We start from the raw sequence: 15,169 nt of genomic DNA on the forward strand, positions 1-15,169 counted from the left end.
AAGGCGAAGGACTCATGGACTGCGGCATGCCAGAAAGGGGAACCCAGGTTCTAAACGAGCCGCCCGCCTGGAGCGACGGGGCTTTCCCTCAAGCCCCACCGCCGCCGCCTGCTCAGAAGCCTTCGAGCACGATCTTGCCGCGCGCGGTGCCGCTCTCGATCAGGGCATGGGCGCGGCGCAGATGGGCCGCGTCGATGCGACCGTAGTGCTCGCCCAGCGTGGTGCGGATGCGGCCGGCGTCGACCAGATCGGCCACCCGCTCCAGCAGTTCGTGCTGGCGCACCATGTCCGGCGTCTGGAAGACCGGCCGGGTGAACATCATCTCCCAGTGCAGCGACAGGGACTTGCGCTTGAGCGGCATCGCGTCCAGCGTGCCCGGGTCGTCGATCAGCGCGAGGTGGCCCTGCGGGGCCAGCGCCTCGACGATCTGGGCGTAATGATCGGCGGTGTGGGTGAGGCTGATGACATAGGGCACGGCCGGCACGCCGATGCGCGCCAGCTCCTGGGTCAGCGACTGGCGATGGTCGATCACCGCATGGGCGCCCAGTTCGCGCAGCCAGGCCTGGGTCTCCGGGCGCGAGGCCGTGCCGATCACCGTGAGCTGCGTCAGCTGCCGCGCGAGCTGGACCAGGATGGAGCCCACCCCGCCGGCCGCGCCCACCACCAGCAGATGTTGCCCGGCCCCGCCGCCTTCGGGAATGGCCAGGCGGTCGAACAGCAGCTCCCAGGCGGTGATGGTGGTCAGCGGCAGGGCCGCGGCCTCGGCGTCGTTGAGGGTGCGCGGCTTGCGGCCGGTGATGCGCTCGTCGACCAGCACCGCTTCGGCGTAGCAGCCGGGGCGGTCGATGGCGCCGGCGAAGAACACTTCGTCGCCCGGGCGGTAGAAGCGCACCTTGGGGCCGACCGACTCGACCACGCCCACCGCGTCCCAGCCGATGACACGCGGCGTCTCGGTCGGGGCGCCGCGGCGCACCTTGGTGTCCACCGGGTTGACGGCGATGGCGCGCACCCGTACCTTCAGGTCGCGCGGGCCGGGCACTGGCTCGCGCTGTATAATGTCGACGAGCGAGCGGGGGTCTTCCGGCGGCAGGCCGTGCTGGGTGTAGGCGATGGCTTTCATTGCGGGCGTCTCCATGGGGTGGCGATGCCCACCACTGTGCCTGTCTGGCACCCGGCTTTGAAGCCCCGGTGGCCCGGTTCTTCTTCAACGCAATTTTGAAGATGACCAGGCCGGCCGGGGCAGCGCCGGGCTGTCAGCGCCCCAGGGCCTTGGCGCTGACGCCGGCGATGCCCCAGTTCTCTTTGGGCACCTCGGTGATCCAGACACGCACGTTCTCCTTGGGCGCGCCCACGGCCTCGACCAGGGCGGCGGTGACCTTCTCGATCACGGCGGCGCGCTGTTCCTCGGTGCGGCCTTCGATGAGGTAGATCTGTGCAAAGGGCATGGTGGGTCTTCCTTCGGGTTCAGGCCGCCTGGGCGACGGCGGCGCGTTGCTTGGACAGCGTCAGCGCAGTGTCCTCGATCATGTCTTCCTGGCCGCCGACCATGCCGCGCCGGCCCAGCTCGACCAGGATCTCGCGCGCCGGGATGCCGTACTTCTTCTCGGCCCGCTTGGCGAACAGCAGGAAGCTGCTGTACACGCCGGCATAGCCCAGGGTCAGCGAGTCGCGGTCCACGCGGATGATGTGGTCCATGATGGGCACCACCAGGTCCTCGGCCACGTCCTGGATCTTGAAGACGTCCACCCCGGTCTGGATGCCCATGCGGTCGCACACGGCGATGAAGACTTCCATCGGCGTGTTGCCCGCCCCGGCGCCCAGGCCGGCGGCGGCCGCGTCGATGCGGTTGGCCCCGGCCGCCACCGCGGCCACCGAGTTGGCCACGCCCATGGCCAGGTTGTGGTGGCCGTGGAAGCCCAGCTCGGTCTCGGGCTTGAGCGCGGCGCGCACCGCCTGCAGCCGCACCGTCACGTCGTCGGGCAGCATGTGGCCGGCCGAGTCGGTCACGTAGACGCAGTTGGCGCCGTAGCTCTCCATCAGCTTGGCCTGGGTCACCAGCTTCTCCGGGCTGGCCATGTGGGCCATCATCAGAAAGCCCACGGTGTCCATCTCCAGCTTGCGCGCAGCAGTGATGTGCTGCTCGGAGACATCGGCCTCGGTGCAGTGGGTGGCCACGCGGATGGTGTGCACCCCCAGGTCCTTGGCCATCTTCAGGTGGTCCACGGTGCCGATGCCCGGCAGCAGCAGGGCCGAGACCTTGGCCTGCTTCATCTTCGGGATCACGGTGGAGAGGTATTCCTCGTCGCTGTGGGCCGGGAAGCCGTAGTTGACCGAGCTGCCGCCCAGGCCGTCGCCGTGGGTGACCTCGATCAGCGGCACGCCCGCAGCGTCCAGGCCGCAGGCGATGGAGGCCATCTGCTCGAGCGTCATCTGGTGGCGCTTGGGGTGCATGCCGTCACGCAGGGTCATGTCGTGGACGGTGATTCGCTTACCTTGCAGGTTCATCGTTGTTCTCCTGAGTTCAGGCCACGGCTTCGGCCACGGCTTGCAGCACCAGTTCGCCCTTGAGGATCTCCTCGGCGAACATCTCGGCGGTGCGAGCGGCGGCGGCGGTCATGATGTCCAGGTTGCCGGCGTACTTGGGCAGGTAGTCGCCCAGACCTTCCACCTCCAGGAAGACCGAGACGCGCTGGCCGTCGAAGACCGGGCCATTGACCAGGCGGTAGCCGGGCACGTACTTCTGCACCTCGGCCAGCATCTGGTGGATGGAGGCGGTGATGGCCTCGCGGTCGGGCTCGCCCGCGCTCTCGTCGACCAGGCAGTGCACCGTGTCGCGCATGATCAGCGGCGGCTCGGCCGGGTTGATGATGATGATGGCCTTGCCCTTCTTGGCGCCGCCCACCTTCTCCACCGCCCCGGCGGTGGTGCGGGTGAACTCGTCGATGTTCTTGCGGGTGCCCGGGCCGACCGAGCGGCTGGAGACGGTGGCGACGATCTCGCCATAGGCCACCGGCTGCACGCGGCTGACGGCCGCCACCATCGGGATGGTGGCCTGGCCGCCGCAGGTGACCATGTTGACGTTCATCTCCCGGCGGCCGACGTGTTCGCGCAGGTTGACCGGCGGCACGCAAAAGGGGCCGATGGCCGCGGGGGTGAGGTCGATCATCAGCGCGCCCTGGGCGTTGACCTTTCGGCTGTTCTCGGCGTGCACATAGGCGCTGGTGGCGTCGAAGACGATCTGCACGCCGTCGGCGCGCATTTGCGGCACCAGGCCGTCCACGCCCTCGGCGGTGGTCTTCAGGCCCATCTCGCGGGCGCGCTTCAAGCCATCGGACTCGGGGTCGATGCCCACCATCCACACCGGCTCCAGCACCGGGCTGCGCTGCAGCTTGGCCAGCAGGTCGGTGCCGATGTTGCCCGGCCCGATCAGGGCGCATTTGACTTTCTTCATGGGATGCCTTCTTTCAAAAGGAGGATTCGGATCGGCCGCGCCTCAGGCGAAGCGCAGCGACACGGTGCCCAGGTCCTGGAAGCGCACCGCGATGTGGTCGCCGGCCTGCACCGCGATGGCCTCGGTCACCCCGCCGGTCATGATGAAGCTGCCGGCCGGGATCTCCTGCCCGCGCGCGCCCAGGTGGTTGGCCAGGGCCGCCACCGCCGCGGCCGGGTGGCCCAGCACCGCGGCACCGGCGGCCATGGCGACGATCTTTCCGTTCTTCTCCATCACCACACCCAGGGTGCGCAGGTCCACGTCCTCGACGTTGCGGGCACGACCGCCCACCACGAAGCGCGAGGCCGAGGTGTTGTCGGCGATCACGCTCTTCAGGTCGAACTTGAAGTCGCGGTAACGGCTGTCGATGACCTCGACGCCCGGCAGCACGAAGTCGATGGCCGCCATCACCGCGCCCACATGGCAGCCGGGGCCGCGCAGCGGCGCCTTGGTGACCACGCAGATCTCGGCTTCCACTTTGGGGTGGATCAGCTCCTTCACCGCGATGGCCGCACCCTCGGGCCGGCTCATGTAGTCGCTGACGAAGCCGAAGACCGGCACGTCCACGCCCATCTGCTTCATCTTGGCGAAGGAGGTCAGGCCGCACTTGAGGCCCACCGTCTTCTGGCCGCGCGCTTCCTTGCGGCGGCGGATCTCGTCCTGGATGGCGTAGGCGTCGGCCCAGTCCATGTCCGGGTGCTCGTCGGTGATCTTGGTGACGTCGTGGGCCTGCAGCTCCGCGGTCTCCAGGTGCTCGGCCAGGCCGAGGATGGTGTTCTTGTCGAGTGCCATGGTCCCTGCCCTCATTCCACGAAACGCACCGACGTGCCGCCCAGGCCGCCGACGCTGCAGTACAGGCTGTCGCCGGCCTTGACCGGCACCAGCGGCGATTGCGAGCCCGAAAGGATCACGTCGCCCGCCTTGAGCGAGATGCCCAGGCGGCCCAGCGTGTTGGCCAGCCAGGCCACCGCGTTGACCGGCGAGCCCTGCACCGAGGCCCCGCAGGAGGTGCTGACGATCTCGCCGTTCTTCTCCAGCACCATGCCGGCCAGCGCCAGGTCCAGGTCGCGTGGGCTGCGGCGCACGCCGCCCAGGGTCAGCACGCCGCAGGAGGCGTTGTCCGCCACCGTGTCCTGGATCTTGATCTTCCAGTCCTTGATGCGCGAGTCGACGATCTCGAAGCAGGGCATCACGCAGTCGGTGGCGCGCAGCACGTCGGCCGCCGTCACGCCGGGGCCGGTCAGGTCGCGGCCCAGGATGAAGGCCACCTCGGCCTCGGCCCGCGGGGCGATCAGCGAGGACACGCGCACCGGCTCGCCCTCGTTGAAGACCATGCCCGAGAGCAGGTGGCCGAAGTCGGGCTGGTTCACGCCCAGCATGTCCATCACCACCTGGCTGGTGACGCCGATCTTCTTGCCCACCACCGTCTCGCCCGCGTCCAGCCGGCGCTGGATCATGCGCAGCTGGATCTGGTAGGCGTCGTCGACGGTGATGGCGGGCTCACGTTCGGTGAGCGGGGCGACGGGCTGGCGGCTTTGCAGCGCCTGGTAGAGCTCGTCGCCGTAGTGCTGGATGAGGGCAGCGTCCATGGCGGTTCCGTGTGGAGGGTGAATCGGTGAATGAGAGGTGCGTCAGGCCGCGTCGGCCTCGGCCAGGAAGTCCCCGACCAGTCGGGCGAAGCGCCCGGCGTGCTCGATCTGCGTCCAGTGGCCGCAGTGGCCGAAGACATGCAGCTGGCTGTTGGGGATCCACTGCGACAGCGTCAGCGAGGTCTGCAGCGGGATGACCTGGTCTTCGCGGCCGTGCAGGATCAGGGTCTCGTGCGGCAGCGCGCGGATCGCGGCCTCGGGGCTGGCCATGGCATCCACCCAGCGCTGGCGCGGGGCGGGGAACATGGCCGAGAAGGATTCCTGGAAGCCCGGGCGGATGCTGGCCTCGTAGCGCAGCTTGGCCAGTTCGTCGTTGACCAGCGAACGGTCCCAGGCAAAGGTGTCCATCAGCGCGCGCATGGTCTGGATGGAGGGCTCGTAGCCCCACACCGCGTCCAGCCCTGGCGTGATGGCGAAGGGCACGCCCACCGAGCCCATCAGCACCAGGCGGCGCACCCGCTGCGGCGCGCGGATGGCCAGGGCCAGCGCCAGCGCGCCGCCGAAGCTGTTGCCCACCAGGTCCACCTGGGGCAGGTCCAGCGCGTCCATCAGGTCCAGCGCCTGCTGCACCCAGGTGTCCATGGTGTAGGCCATGCCCGCGGGCCGGTCGCTGTGGCCGAAGCCCACCATGTCCGGCGCGATGACGCGGCGCTGCTGGGCCAGCGCCGGCATCACCAGGCGCCAGTTGGCCCAGGCGCTGACGCCGGGCCCGGAGCCGTGGATGAACAGCGCCGGCGGCTGGCCGGGCGCCGAGGCCCCCAGGTCGTGGACATGGGTCTCGAAGGCGCCGGTGCGCACGCGCCGGCCCAGCTCGGGGTTGGACTTCAGGTCGGGGGCGTTCACAGCTTCACCATCACGTTGCGCAGCTCGGTGTAGAACTCCAGCGAATGCACCCCGCCCTCGCGGCCGATGCCGGAGGCCTTGGCGCCGCCGAAGGCGGTGCGCAGGTCGCGCAGGAACCAGCTGTTGATCCAGCACAGGCCCACCTCGACCTCGCGCGCCATGCGGTGCGCGGTGGCCAGGTTCTGCGTCCACACCGTGGTGGCCAAGCCGTAGTTGGTGGCATTGGCCAGGGCGATGGCCTCGTCCACGGTGTCGAAGGGGGCGATGTGGCAGCAGGGGCCGAAGATCTCCTCGCGCACGATGGGCGAGCTCTCGGGCAGCCCCGTCCAGATGGTGGGCTGCACCCAGTGGCCCTGGGCCGGCGCCCCGGGCATGTCGGGCACGCCGCCGCCGGTCACCACGGTGGCGCCCTCGGCCTTGGCCTTCTCGTAGTAGCCCAGCACCTTGGCCTTGTGCTCGGCCGAGATCAGCGGGCCCAGGCCCACGCCGGGCGCTTCGGACGGGCCGATCTTGAGCGCCTGCGCCTTTTCCTTCAGGGCCTGGACGAAGCGGTCGAAGATGGGGCGCTGCACATAGACTCGCTCGGTGCCCAGGCAGACCTGGCCGCAGTTCTCGAAGGCGCTGCGGGTGATGCCGGCCACCGCCTTGTCGAAGTCGGCATCGGCGAACACGATGCCGGCGTTCTTGCCGCCGAGCTCGAAGCTGACCGGACGCACACCCTTGGCGGCGGCGGCCATGATGGCCTCGCCGGTGCGGGTTTCGCCGGTGAAGGTGATGCCGTTGACGCCGGGGTGGCGGGTCAGGAACTCGCCGGCCGAGCCGGGGCCGAAGCCGTGCACCACGTTGTAGACGCCCTTGGGCACGCCCACCGCGTTCATCACCTCGCCCAGCAGGGTGGCGGTGGCGGGGGTTTCCTCGGAAGGCTTGACGATCACGGTGTTGCCGCAGGCCAGGGCCGGGCCGACCTTCCAGGTCATCAGCAGCAGCGGCAGGTTCCAGGGGCAGACCACCGCCACCACGCCCAGCGGCGAGCGCAGCGCGTAGCTCAGCGCGGTGCCGCCATCGGGCGTGGCCATCTCGAAGCTCTCGGTGGGCACGTTCTTGACGATGTCGGCGAAGACCTTGAAGTTGGCCGCGCCGCGCGGGATGTCGATGTGCGAGGCCAGCGACAGCGGCTTGCCGGTGTCGGCCACCTCGGCCTGCAGGAAGTCGTCGAAGCGGCGGTTGATCTCGTCGGCCACGGCGTAGAGCAGTTCCACGCGCTTGACCACACTCATGCGGCCCCAGTCGCCCTTGAGCGCGGCCCGGGCGGCGCCCACCGCGGCGTCCACCTCGCGCTCGCCTGCCTCGTGCACCAGGCCCAGCACCCGGTTGTCGACGGGGGCGTGGTTCTCGAAGGTCTTGCCGGTGGCGACGAACTCGCCGTTGATGAAGTTCAGGTACTGGTGCATGGTGATGTCCCCGCGGGAAGTGAAAAGAGAAAGTCGTCGGGCCTCAGCCCAGGTCCACGGCCTGCAGGCCGGCCCGGGCACAGGCCTCGTCCTGCTCGGCCGAGCCACCGGACACGCCGATGCCGCCGATCAGCGCGCCGCCCTCGGCGGCAGTCCGCCGGATGGGCAGGCCGCCACCGAAGACGACCAAGCGCGGCCGCTGCACGATGCCGATGCGCAGGGCTTCGTCCTGGGCCAGCAGGGACATCCACTGGCTCGTCGGGAAGCCGAAGCTGGCGGCGGTGTAGGCCTTGTCGATCGCGATGTCGACCGAATGGAGGAAGGCGCCGGGCATGCGCAGGAAGGCCGCCAGGGTGCCCCCGGCATCGGTGACGGCAGCGTTGATGCGGATGCCCAGCGTGCCGGCATGGGCCACCGCGGCGGCCACCATGCGGGCGGCGGCCTCGGCGCTGACCACGGCCTGCTCGGTGCAGACCGGGCGGGTGGCCAGGTTTGTGTCGATGGCGTTCATGCCGGCATTCCTCGCTGGGCTCAGAAGGCCTTGACCAGGGTGAAGCGCAGCAGGTGGCCCTTGGGCTCCACGCTGGTCGCCGCCTGGGAGGCGAACTCCTGGTAGAAGGCGCCCTTGAGGAACAGGCCCTGGGACAGCATCGGATAGATCAACTCGGCCCCCGCGGCGGAACGCGAGGCCTTCTGGTCCAGCGCGCCGGGGCCGCTGTCCTGGCTCATCTGCTGCTGGGTGTAGCCCACCAGGCCCACCACCACCGGCCCCAGCGCCTTGCCCAGGCCCCATTCCACCGACAGGGTCTGGCCCGGCTTGAAGCCGGTGCTGGTCGTGCGGTTGAACTCGTAGCGCGCCAGCACCGAGCCGGTCCAGGTCTTGCCCGCATCAAAGTAGTAGGTGCCGCCGGCCGTCAGCATGATGGAGCCGTAGCCCTTGCCGGGCGAGGCGGGCGAATTGGTGGAGCCGCTGTCCAGCCAGTAGCCGGCCGCCGCCACCGCATCCCAGTTGGCACCGTGCCAGCCCAGCACCACCGGGCCCAGGTAGATGTCACCCAGGTCGGTGTCCTTGTCGTGCAGCGGCACCACACCCAGGTCGAGCTGGGTGCGCTGCACCGGCACGATGGTCTCGACGCCGTAGTCGGCGCCCAGGATCTTCTGGTCGGTGATCCAGACCAGGCGGTTGGCCAGGGCCGTCACATGGATGCTGTTGCTGCCGGGCAGGTCTTCTTTGGTGCCCGGGGCGCGCACGCTGTCGGCCTTGTAGTCGGCCAGGTAGCCCAGGTAGTAGACGCCGGGCGGCGGCACGGTGGCGGCCTGCACGCCTTCAACGCCCGGCACGTAGTGCCCGGCAGCCTGGGCGCCCAGGCCCGCGCCCAGGCTGGCCGCCAGGGCCAGCGCGGTCTTCAGGAAGGTGGAAAAACGCATGAATGGGGTTCCTTCGCGGTGGGTCGTGTTCTTGTGGATGCGGTCCGGGGCCGCCGCCGGGCGGCCCCGCAGGCCGATCAGGTGTAGACGTCCGTGAAGGAGGGCACCGCTTCACCCGTGTGATAGAAGATTCCGTTCCAGAGCTGGTCCTCGGTCCAGGTCGTCACCGGCCGGTCGCGCTGGGCCAGGTAGCCCAGGCCGGCGAAGGTCTCGTTGCGGTTGCCGCTGGGGTCGAAGAAGTAGATCGTCTCGCCGCGGGTGATGCCGTGGCGGGTGGGCGCCACGTCGATCTTGGTCTTGTTCTTGGCCATCACGTCGGCCGACTTCAGCACGTCGTGCCAGCTGTCCAGGAAGAAGGCGATGTGGTGCAGACCGCTCTTGGCGCCGCCGACGAAGGCGATGTCGTGCGGCGTGGTGGTGCGTGCCAGCCAGGTGGCGGCCTGGATGCTGCCGCCCGGGCCGACCACGACCTGCTCGGTCAGGAAGAAGTCCAGCACCTCGGTCATGAAGCGGGTGTTGTCCGCCACCGTGTTGATGCCGGCCTCGGGGTTCATCTCGCACATCAGCAGGGCGTGGTCCAGCCAGTGCGCGCCGGCACCGCGGATGTCGTCCGGCCAGGGGTCGGGGTTGACGGTGCCGACGTCGGTGCCCACGTACTCCTTCATGGCGTACAGGCGCATCTCATGGCCGCTGGGCAGCTTGAACTGCAGCATGCGGCCGGTGGCCGGCAGCGTGCCTTCGGGCAGCATCTCGGTGTGGATGCCCCAGGTCTCGATCTTGTCGCGCAGCTGGTCGAGGTCGGCGTCCTTCTCGACCTTGTAGGCAATGTGGTTCATGCCGGCCTGGTCCGAGGGGGTCAGGATCAGCGAGTACTTGTCCCACTCGTCCCAGCACTTGAGGTACACATTGCCGGCCTTGTCCTGCATCGTGACCTTCATGCCGATCACTTTCTCGTAATGGTTCAGGGCCGCGGCCATGTCCATCACGCGCAGGCTGGCATGCCCGATTCTCAATACACCCATGCTTGTCTCCTGGTTGTCGTTCACTGCGGTTGGTTCAGGGAGGGGCCCGCCGCCACCGCTGCGGCATAGCCCTTGAAAAACGGCTTCTCGAACTTGCCCACCACCTCCAGCACCACCGGGGTGCTGGGGGCGACACGGCAGGCCAGGGTCACGCCCTGGCATTCCTCATCGGCGCTGACATGGGCCCGGCTGACCGGTCCCAGCGCGTGGATGGCGCCTTCCACGACGCGCACCTTGCACACGCCGCAGCCGCCGCTGGCACAGCCCACCGGGATGCCCTTTCGCCCCAGCCTCAACATGCCTGCCAGCAGGCTCTCGTCGTGGGCACACGGGTAGTGCTCGCCGGTCTGGGTCAGGGCCACCGTGACCTTGGGTCGGGTGTCGAAGATCATGCTCAGGACCTCCTCAGACGTTCTTGAACAGCGGGCTGCGCACCGCGCCGGCATCGGCGGCCGAGAGGAACTTCTCGGTGTGGATGTCGCGCTCGAACAGCCGGCCCTGCATCAGCGCGCCGATGCAGGCTTCCACCATCGGCGGCGGGCCGCACAAATAGGCCTTGTGGCCGGCAAAGCCCTGCGGGAAGGCGGCCTTGGCGGCCTCGTGCACATAGCCGCGTGCGCCGGCCCAGTCGGAACCCTCGGGCTCGTTGGACAGCACCGGCACATAGCGCAGGTTGGGGTGCTCCGCGGCCAGGGCCAGAAACTCCTCGTGGCCGTAGAGCTCCTCGCGGCTGCGCTGGCCGTAGACCAGGGTGATGGGCGTCGTGCAGCCACCGTCGAGCAGGTCCAGGATCATCGAGCGCGGGCTCGACAGGCCCGAGCCGCCGGCCATGAAGACCATGGGCGCGGGCGAGGACTTGCGCACGAAGAAGCGGCCATAGGGCCCGCTGAGCTTGAGCGCATCGCCCACCTGCAACGACTGGTGCAGCCAGGTGGTGCCGGCGCCGCCGGGCACCTGGCGCACATGCAGCTCGATGCTGCGGCTGCGCTCCACGTCGGCCGGCGCATTGGCGATCGAGAAGGCCCGCGCGCCCACGCCCGGGATGTCCAGCTGCACGTACTGCCCGGCCTGGAAGTGCAACGGCTGGTTCAGCGCCAGCCGCAGGCCCTTGATGGTGGGCGTGAGCGCGCTGATGGCCTGCACCGTGGCCTGGAAGTCCCGCACCGGGATGATCTCGGCGTCGGGCTCCTCCTCGATGTCGGCCTCGATCACCGCATCGCTCTGCAGCGTGGCGCAGCAGGCCAGGGTCTTGCCCTCCTGGCGCTCGCCCTCCATCAGCGCGAAGGGGTTGGCCGCGCCATGGTCCACCTCGCCATCGCAGACCTGCACCTTGCAGGTGCCGCACAGGCCATGGCCGCAGGCGTGCGGCAGGTAGATGCCCTGGCGCAGCGCGGCGTCGAGCAGGGTCTGGCCCTCCTCCACCTCCAGCGTGGCGCCCAGGGGTTCGATGGTGAGCAGGTAGCCCATGGCTGGCCTCAGCTGCAGGAGCCCGCGATGCCGTTCAGGCCCGGCGTGCGGAAGTGGATTGCGTCCTTGTGGCCCAGGCCGTTCTCGGCCAGGCTCTTGGCGCGGTCCGGCCGCCAGGGCTGGCCGGCCTTGGTCCACTGGGCCTGGTCCCAGTCGATGCGGGCGAAGTCGGGGTGCTCGCCGTAGATGCCCGGCAGCACCTGGGTCAGCAGGGCGTCGAAGGGCAGGTCCGGCGGCAGCGGCAGGCAGTACGGCGCGCAGAACATCAGGTGCTGGTCCCAGCCGATGTACAGCAGCGGGGCCGGGAAGCTCTCCCGCACGTCGGCCACGGGGAAGCGGTAGGGGGCGGCGGCAACGACGGTCATGCCTGTTCTCCGGAAGCGTTGTGGGTGCCATCGCCACGCCAGGCGGCGAAGTTCTTCTGGTCCTCGGACCCTTCGAAATCGAAGTTGTCCCGGCCCACGTTGAGCTCGTAGTAGTCGAGCACCGCGGCCAGCGGGTCGAAGCCCGGGGCCGTCGGGTCCACGCCCGGCTTGAAGCAGTGCCCCTGGTAGATCTGGTGCACCGGCAGCCAGGCTTGGACGTACTTCTCGGGCTCGTGGTCGAAGATCTCCTGGCAGTGGTCGCTGCAGAAGTGGAACTTGTCGCCCAGGTAGCTGGACTCGCGGTAGGCGATCTGCGTGGCATCGCCCGGCTCGGTAAAGAGCATGGGGATCTGGCAGGTCTGGCACAGCATCGGCAGCGTCTTGCTGTAGAAGCGCTGGCCCTGCTGCTGGCGCTCGCGGTAGTGCTCCAGGCGCGGGCGGTACAGGGCGTCGAAGGTGTTGGGGTACTTCTCCGACAGCCACTGCAGCTCGTCGTCCTGGGGCACCCAGGTGTGGAAGGGCGCGGCAGCTGCGTAGTTGTAGAAGGTGTTCCAGGCCTGGTGGCTGATGTGGTCTTTGCCTTCGCAGGCGTCCTTCCAGCCCTTGGGCTCACGGATGCCGTAGCGCGCCAGGTCCTTGAAGAGCGCGCCGCCGTTGCTCTCGGCGTACATCTCCCAGGCTTCCTTCCAGCTCATCACGCGCTTGGGCAGCATGTAGTCCTGCATCATGGCCACCAGGGTCAGCAGGCGGTAGCCGCGCCAGAACCACTTGTCGATCCAGCGCTGGACGATGGGCACGTTGTCCGGGTCCTGCTCCAGCATGAACTTGATGCACTCGATGCCCAGCGTCATGTGGCGCGACTCGTCGCTCTGCGCCGAGAAGCCGAAGGTCACGGTGGACATGTCGCCGTTGTGCGCCGCGCCCGACATGAAGGGCACGAACAGCAGGTTGGTCAGCACGTACTCGAAGGAGAAGCTGACCGCGGTCAGGAACTCGAAGGGCCCGGCGGTGCAGGCGTCCTCGAAGAAGGACTTGGGCACGGACAGGTACCAAACCCGGTCGAACCAGTGGTTCGGGCTGTGCATGCCGTTGAAGTACTTGTTGTAGTGCGAGATGGCATGCGTCTCGGTCTGGTAGTGGCGCAGCTCGTCGATGGACTGCATCTGCGCGGCCACCCGGGCGCCCTCGCCGGTGAACTGGCGGCCCACGTGGGCGAAGCCGCGGTGGGCGTAGTACTCCAGCGGGGTCACGCCCTGGATGAAGAGCTTGAGCGCGTTGACATAGCGCGCATCCGCCACGCCCAGCTGGCCGTTGTTCTGGGCGAAGGCCTCGATCACCGCGTAGAGCTTCTTCTCCTTCTCGCCTTGGTACTTCCAGTAGGCGTCCATCGTCAGGCGGAAGGGGTCCTGCCACTGGTCCCAGTCGTGGATCTTCAGACCCTCGTAGCGGTCGTAGGGGAAGACCTTGTCCATCGGCTGGTAGCTGGTTTCCCAGCCCAGACCGCGGGTCATGGCGGCGTAGCGTTCCTTCAGGCCCAGCTTCTTGCGGGCGACACGGGTGTCCATGGGGCTTGTCTCCGGTGTGGTGGCGCGGGTAAGAGAACTCAGTGCTTCCAGCTCAGCGTGAGCTGGTCGTCGTCCTCGTCGACGTGGCCGGACAGCGTCACCAGGTTCACCTGGATCTGCTGCAGGTCGTAGCTGCGGCCGGTCTGCGATTCGATGGTTTCGCGCCGGATCGTCAGGTGGCCGGGGGCGTCGATCTTCACCAGGCCGGTGGGGTGGCTGACGATGGCGTGCGGGTTGTCGGCCAGGATGGCGTCCACGACGGGACGGGATTCCTCGTTGGCCTGGAAGGCGATGAACACGTTGGACATGGGATGGGCTCCTGTCGTGGGATGGGCGCGGCTCAAAGGGCCAGGCCGGCCTTGGCGCAGCGGGCCTGCCAGGCCTCCCACACCTCGTCGATCGCGGTCTGCGCGGTCTCGCCCAGCACCATCTCGGCCACTGGCGCCAGCGCGCCCTTGGCGCGTTCGCCCCACTGGCGGGCCCAGTCGGACAGCAGGCGGCGGTTGTCCTCGCTGGCGGCCGCGGCGGTCTTGACCACGGCATCGACCCAGCGGGCGCTTTCCTCGTGCCACTCGGGCATGAAGGCGGTGAGCATGGCCACCGCGGTGCCGCCCTGCAGGCTCAGGTGGTCGTCCACCAGGGCGCCGTAGACCAGCGGGTACAGCAGGCCGTCCAGGGCCAGGTTCTGGGCCACGAACAGGGCCATCGGGTCGGCCTCGACAAAGCTGTCCTCGACGCAATGGCGCAGGCGCTGCCAGGCCGGCGCGCCCATCCAGGCGGCCTTGCCTTCGTCCAGGGACTCCGGCCCGCCCAGGGTCAGGCCCACACGGGTCAGGTACTGGGCCGCGCCCAGCTGGTCCATGGCGTGGAACATGGCCGGCGCGGTGAAGGGTGTGCCGAAGCCGTAGGCGCAGATGGCGGCGTTGTTCATGTTGCCGCCCCAGGCCACGTGGCGCAGCGGCATCAGCAGGGCCAGGGCCTGGGCCTTCACGGCCTCGGGCATGCGGTCGGCCAGACCGCGCTGCTCGACGAACTGGAAGTTGGCCTCCATCGCCTCCTGCTGGCGGGCGCGGGCCATGGTCCAGGTGGCGTAGTAGTACTGGCGCGGGTCGCGCAGCACGTTCCAGTCGGCCAGCTGGATGGCGCTGCGGCTGGGGTCGAACAGGGTGTGGGCCGGATCCCAGGTGGGCCGATAGTGGAAGTGGGTCAGGGCCTGGGCCCCGAGTGTGGCTTCCAGATAGCGCGAGGCCGGCTTGTCGCCGCCCTGGGCCTGGGCCACATGGCTGAAGGTGTGGCGCAGGGGCTGGATCTCGCGGGCCTGCAGATCGATGTTCATGGGGCTTGTCTCCTGGTGGTTCAGCGGCCGTCCGCGGGGCCGTCCAGCCGTTCGACGCGGTGGGTCGCGCAGAACGCCTCGAAGGCAGGCCCGGGCAGCATCAGTTCCACCGACAGGTCGGGCCAGCCGATCGCGAAATCGAAGCTGACCAGGCCGTCGTCCCGCACCGCTTGCACCCGCACGAACTTGCGCAGAAGCCCGGTGGCGGGGGCGTCGGTGTCGGCATGGCGGGTGGCGGGAGCGTTCACGGCGGTCGTCCTGTCGGTGGATGGACCTGCTTTGCGAAGGGCGTGCCAATCCAGCCCTCCGAAGGCTGAAATCTCGATATTTCAAGGGAAAACCCCATGCAAGGCGGTACCTCCAGCCCCCGAACGCCCCTGCGGATCAAGGCCGGAACCACCTCGCAAGACCGGAATTTAGAAGCGCTGGCCCAGCCGGTCCACCTCGTCCATCACGGCCTGCGCGTCCAGGCCCGGGTCGGCGTCCTGCCCCAGCAGGGCGGCCGCCTCCAGCAGCGGGAAATGCGCGTCCTCGGCCACCAGGGCGGCAAAGT

Annotated in this window: 18 protein-coding genes; all 18 read right to left on the reverse strand. The window is 68.9% G+C overall.

The genetic code is table 11. The annotated features are described in order from the left end of the window. Positions 1-112 precede the first annotated feature (112 nt). The 18 genes from I73_RS03400 to I73_RS03485 all read right to left on the reverse strand — a co-directional run bounded on the left by I73_RS03400 (position 113) and on the right by I73_RS03485 (position 14,864). Positions 113-1,120, reverse strand: a complete 1,008-nt coding sequence (locus tag I73_RS03400) for a zinc-binding alcohol dehydrogenase family protein (protein WP_022979327.1) — start codon at positions 1,118-1,120, stop codon at positions 113-115. Positions 1,121-1,253: 133 nt separating this feature from the next. Continuing rightward, on the reverse strand, positions 1,254-1,445 hold the full coding sequence (locus I73_RS03405) for a 2-hydroxymuconate tautomerase (RefSeq protein ID WP_022979328.1): 192 nt from the start codon (positions 1,443-1,445) through the stop codon (positions 1,254-1,256). 19 nt (positions 1,446-1,464) lie between these two features. Beyond that, positions 1,465-2,505, reverse strand: a complete 1,041-nt coding sequence (gene dmpG / locus I73_RS03410; protein WP_022979329.1) for a 4-hydroxy-2-oxovalerate aldolase — start codon at positions 2,503-2,505, stop codon at positions 1,465-1,467. A 16-nt stretch (positions 2,506-2,521) separates the two neighbouring features. Further along, complete coding sequence (locus I73_RS03415) at positions 2,522-3,451, reverse strand: acetaldehyde dehydrogenase (acetylating) (protein ID WP_022979330.1); 930 nt, start codon at positions 3,449-3,451, stop codon at positions 2,522-2,524. 42 nt (positions 3,452-3,493) lie between these two features. Further along, positions 3,494-4,282: a 2-oxo-3-hexenedioate decarboxylase gene (dmpH, locus tag I73_RS03420; protein WP_022979331.1), complete on the reverse strand. Its 789-nt coding sequence runs from the start codon at positions 4,280-4,282 to the stop codon at positions 3,494-3,496. An 11-nt stretch (positions 4,283-4,293) separates the two neighbouring features. Beyond that, on the reverse strand, positions 4,294-5,079 hold the full coding sequence (dmpE, locus tag I73_RS03425) for a 2-oxopent-4-enoate hydratase (protein WP_022979332.1): 786 nt from the start codon (positions 5,077-5,079) through the stop codon (positions 4,294-4,296). 42 nt (positions 5,080-5,121) lie between these two features. Next, positions 5,122-5,982: an alpha/beta fold hydrolase gene (locus I73_RS03430; RefSeq protein ID WP_022979333.1), complete on the reverse strand. Its 861-nt coding sequence runs from the start codon at positions 5,980-5,982 to the stop codon at positions 5,122-5,124. Further along, positions 5,979-7,433: a 2-hydroxymuconic semialdehyde dehydrogenase gene (locus tag I73_RS03435; RefSeq protein ID WP_022979334.1), complete on the reverse strand. Its 1,455-nt coding sequence runs from the start codon at positions 7,431-7,433 to the stop codon at positions 5,979-5,981. The genes I73_RS03430 and I73_RS03435 overlap by 4 nt, the downstream gene beginning before the upstream one ends. Before the next feature lie 43 nt (positions 7,434-7,476). Then, positions 7,477-7,944, reverse strand: coding sequence for a heme-binding protein (locus I73_RS03440; protein ID WP_022979335.1), 468 nt, complete (start codon positions 7,942-7,944; stop codon positions 7,477-7,479). Positions 7,945-7,964: 20 nt separating this feature from the next. After that, entirely contained in the window at positions 7,965-8,861 is an 897-nt protein-coding gene (locus I73_RS03445; protein WP_022979336.1) for a transporter, read from the reverse strand. A 77-nt stretch (positions 8,862-8,938) separates the two neighbouring features. After that, positions 8,939-9,883 (reverse strand): catechol 2,3-dioxygenase, encoded by a 945-nt coding sequence (locus I73_RS03450; protein ID WP_022979337.1) that lies wholly within the window; start codon positions 9,881-9,883, stop codon positions 8,939-8,941. A gap of 20 nt (positions 9,884-9,903) precedes the next feature. Next, positions 9,904-10,275: a 2Fe-2S iron-sulfur cluster binding domain-containing protein gene (locus tag I73_RS03455; protein WP_022979338.1), complete on the reverse strand. Its 372-nt coding sequence runs from the start codon at positions 10,273-10,275 to the stop codon at positions 9,904-9,906. 13 nt (positions 10,276-10,288) lie between these two features. After that, positions 10,289-11,350 carry an NADH:ubiquinone reductase (Na(+)-transporting) subunit F gene (locus tag I73_RS03460; protein WP_022979339.1) on the reverse strand — a complete coding sequence of 354 codons (1,062 nt, stop codon included), beginning with the start codon at positions 11,348-11,350 and terminating at the stop codon, positions 10,289-10,291. Between the two features lie 8 nt (positions 11,351-11,358). Beyond that, a complete protein-coding gene (locus tag I73_RS03465; protein WP_022979340.1) occupies positions 11,359-11,715 on the reverse strand; it encodes a phenol hydroxylase subunit P4 in 357 nt (118 codons plus the stop codon). Then, positions 11,712-13,280: an aromatic/alkene/methane monooxygenase hydroxylase/oxygenase subunit alpha gene (locus I73_RS03470; protein WP_022979341.1), complete on the reverse strand. Its 1,569-nt coding sequence runs from the start codon at positions 13,278-13,280 to the stop codon at positions 11,712-11,714. The genes I73_RS03465 and I73_RS03470 overlap by 4 nt, the downstream gene beginning before the upstream one ends. Positions 13,281-13,318: 38 nt before the next feature. Then, complete coding sequence (locus tag I73_RS03475; protein ID WP_022979342.1) at positions 13,319-13,588, reverse strand: MmoB/DmpM family protein; 270 nt, start codon at positions 13,586-13,588, stop codon at positions 13,319-13,321. 32 nt (positions 13,589-13,620) lie between these two features. Further along, the gene (locus tag I73_RS03480; RefSeq protein WP_022979343.1) at positions 13,621-14,616 is read right to left on the reverse strand and encodes a phenol hydroxylase; all 996 of its coding nucleotides are present in this window, start codon (positions 14,614-14,616) and stop codon (positions 13,621-13,623) included. Between the two features lie 20 nt (positions 14,617-14,636). Continuing rightward, positions 14,637-14,864 carry a phenol hydroxylase subunit gene (locus tag I73_RS03485; protein ID WP_022979344.1) on the reverse strand — a complete coding sequence of 76 codons (228 nt, stop codon included), beginning with the start codon at positions 14,862-14,864 and terminating at the stop codon, positions 14,637-14,639. Between the last annotated feature and the right edge of the window lie 305 nt (positions 14,865-15,169).

Origin of the sequence: Ideonella sp. B508-1, assembly GCF_000333615.1 — a bacterium.
Lineage (GTDB): Bacteria > Pseudomonadota > Gammaproteobacteria > Burkholderiales > Burkholderiaceae_C > Ideonella.

Coding starts and splice junctions, on each gene's coding strand:
- I73_RS03465 (WP_022979340.1), bottom strand. CDS start 11,715: ATGACCGTCGTTGCCGCCGCCCCCTACCGCTTCCCCGTGGCCGACGTG.
- dmpH (WP_022979331.1), bottom strand. CDS start 4,282: ATGGCACTCGACAAGAACACCATCCTCGGCCTGGCCGAGCACCTGGAG.
- I73_RS03470 (WP_022979341.1), bottom strand. CDS start 13,280: ATGGACACCCGTGTCGCCCGCAAGAAGCTGGGCCTGAAGGAACGCTAC.
- I73_RS03440 (WP_022979335.1), bottom strand. CDS start 7,944: ATGAACGCCATCGACACAAACCTGGCCACCCGCCCGGTCTGCACCGAG.
- dmpE (WP_022979332.1), bottom strand. CDS start 5,079: ATGGACGCTGCCCTCATCCAGCACTACGGCGACGAGCTCTACCAGGCG.
- I73_RS03480 (WP_022979343.1), bottom strand. CDS start 14,616: ATGAACATCGATCTGCAGGCCCGCGAGATCCAGCCCCTGCGCCACACC.
- I73_RS03475 (WP_022979342.1), bottom strand. CDS start 13,588: ATGTCCAACGTGTTCATCGCCTTCCAGGCCAACGAGGAATCCCGTCCC.
- I73_RS03435 (WP_022979334.1), bottom strand. CDS start 7,433: ATGCACCAGTACCTGAACTTCATCAACGGCGAGTTCGTCGCCACCGGC.
- dmpG (WP_022979329.1), bottom strand. CDS start 2,505: ATGAACCTGCAAGGTAAGCGAATCACCGTCCACGACATGACCCTGCGT.
- I73_RS03405 (WP_022979328.1), bottom strand. CDS start 1,445: ATGCCCTTTGCACAGATCTACCTCATCGAAGGCCGCACCGAGGAACAG.
- I73_RS03445 (WP_022979336.1), bottom strand. CDS start 8,861: ATGCGTTTTTCCACCTTCCTGAAGACCGCGCTGGCCCTGGCGGCCAGC.
- I73_RS03460 (WP_022979339.1), bottom strand. CDS start 11,350: ATGGGCTACCTGCTCACCATCGAACCCCTGGGCGCCACGCTGGAGGTG.
- I73_RS03455 (WP_022979338.1), bottom strand. CDS start 10,275: ATGATCTTCGACACCCGACCCAAGGTCACGGTGGCCCTGACCCAGACC.
- I73_RS03450 (WP_022979337.1), bottom strand. CDS start 9,883: ATGGGTGTATTGAGAATCGGGCATGCCAGCCTGCGCGTGATGGACATG.
- I73_RS03400 (WP_022979327.1), bottom strand. CDS start 1,120: ATGAAAGCCATCGCCTACACCCAGCACGGCCTGCCGCCGGAAGACCCC.
- I73_RS03415 (WP_022979330.1), bottom strand. CDS start 3,451: ATGAAGAAAGTCAAATGCGCCCTGATCGGGCCGGGCAACATCGGCACC.